Annotated in this window: 1 protein-coding gene; it reads left to right on the top strand. The window is 44.9% G+C overall.

The features are described 5' to 3' along the window. The first annotated feature begins 139 nt into the window (after positions 1-139). On the top strand, positions 140-1,582 hold the full coding sequence (locus FDX11_RS01650) for an IS1182 family transposase (protein WP_137397370.1): 1,443 nt from the start codon (positions 140-142) through the stop codon (positions 1,580-1,582). Positions 1,583-1,759: the final 177 nt, after the last annotated feature.

Genomic DNA, 1,759 nt, shown 5'->3' with positions numbered 1-1,759 from the left:
CAGGCTGTGTGAAAACTACTGATCACTTTTTGGTCTAAGTAGTGGTTTTATATGATCAACCATTCTTGATAAACCAATGCAGAAACTTACTTTATTTAATAAAATTAGAATCATACGATTAAATAAAGCGGGTGCAGGTATGACTCAACATATCAAAGGTCAAGGCAGACATCAGGTGACGTTGCTCCCTGAAGTGCTGGATGATTTTGTCACAGAAGACAACCCTGTCAGAGTTATTGACGTCTTTGTTGATGAACTAGAGCTTGATACACTTGGCTTTGAGCGCGTTAATGCAAAGCAAACCGGGCGGCCTGGATATCATCCCGCAACCATGCTGAAGCTTTACATTTATGGATACCTGAACCGCATCCAGTCATCCCGCCGGTTAGAGAAAGAAGCCCATCGTAACGTTGAATTGATGTGGTTACTTGAACGATTAACACCTGATTTTAAAACCATTGCAGACTTCAGAAAAAACAATGGTAAAGGCATCAAAAATGCTTGCCGCACTTTCATTGATCTGTGTCGGCAGATGCAGATGTTCACCGATGTGGTGGTTGCCATTGATGGTAGTAAGTTCAAGGCGGTAAACAGCAAATCGAACAATTTCACGCCCCAGAAAACAAAAGGCCACATTGAAAGGGTTGAGCAAAGTATTGCTCTTTACCTGAATAAGCTCGATGAAGCTGACAAGGCTGCGGAGCCCGAAAAAAATGCATGTTTAACAACTGCGAAACTGGCATGGCTGCAAAAGCGTCTGAAAGAACTCAAGAAAATTCAGCAGGCCGTTGTGCAGCACCCTGATAAGCAGCTGTCACTGACAGATCCTGATTCCCGGTTAATGAAGATAAACAATGTTAACCGCCAGGTGAGCTATAACGTTCAGACTGCCGTTGATGCTAAATATCACCTGATTGTTGCGCATGAAGTAACGAATACACCAGACCGTGGTCAGCTAACAGCGGTGACCAAATTAGCGCAGGAAGCAGTTGGCAAAGCGGATATTACCGTACTGGCTGATAAAGGTTATTACAGCCGGGGAGATATTAAAGCAACGCAGGACTTAGGTGCCGTAGCCTTAGTACCAAAAGGCGATACCTCTGGCGCTGACCGTAAAGGTCTTTTCAATCGTTCATTGTTCAAATATGACCAGGAAAAAGATATTTATATTTGCCCGATGGGTGAAGAACTTCAGAACCGATTTACGATGGTTGAGGATGGTTTAGAACAGCAAATGTACTTTAACAATATTGCCTGTCGCGATTGCAGTCAGCGGTCAAGGTGCACCACATCAAAACGCGATCCGAGGCGTATAAGGCGCTGGGTTCATGAAGCAGAAATGGAAGACATGCAAGCCAGGCTTAATGCATCGCCACAAACAGCTGTCGTGCGAAAGCAAACGGTAGAGCATCCGTTCGGGACAATTAAGATGTGGATGGGAGCGACTCACTTCCTGACGCAACGGTTTAAAAACGTCAGCACAGAAATCAGTCTGCATGTACTGGCTTATAACCTGAAGAGGATGATGTCCATCTGGGGGGCCGAAGGATTGGCCATTAAGCTGCGAGAACGATGCAGCTAGCGGCAGTGGCCGCTTTAACTCCTAATAACTGGCCATTAGTACTCCATATCAAGCCACAAAGTCTCGTTTTGCCTCAACATACAAATCACTGCGAATACAGCCCATATCAGGAATATCTTGCATCCCTGCTGGTGTTAGTCCTCAGATACTGAAAAAACCGAGTTTTTACACAGCCTG

This window comes from Citrobacter sp. wls714, from assembly GCF_005281025.1.
Lineage (GTDB): Bacteria > Pseudomonadota > Gammaproteobacteria > Enterobacterales > Enterobacteriaceae > Citrobacter > Citrobacter werkmanii.
This window is presented reverse-complemented; position numbering and strand designations above follow the sequence as displayed.

Excerpts from the sequence above, each read along its gene's own strand:
- FDX11_RS01650 (WP_137397370.1), top strand. The coding sequence starts at position 140 with ATGACTCAACATATCAAAGGTCAAGGCAGACATCAGGTGACGTTGCTC.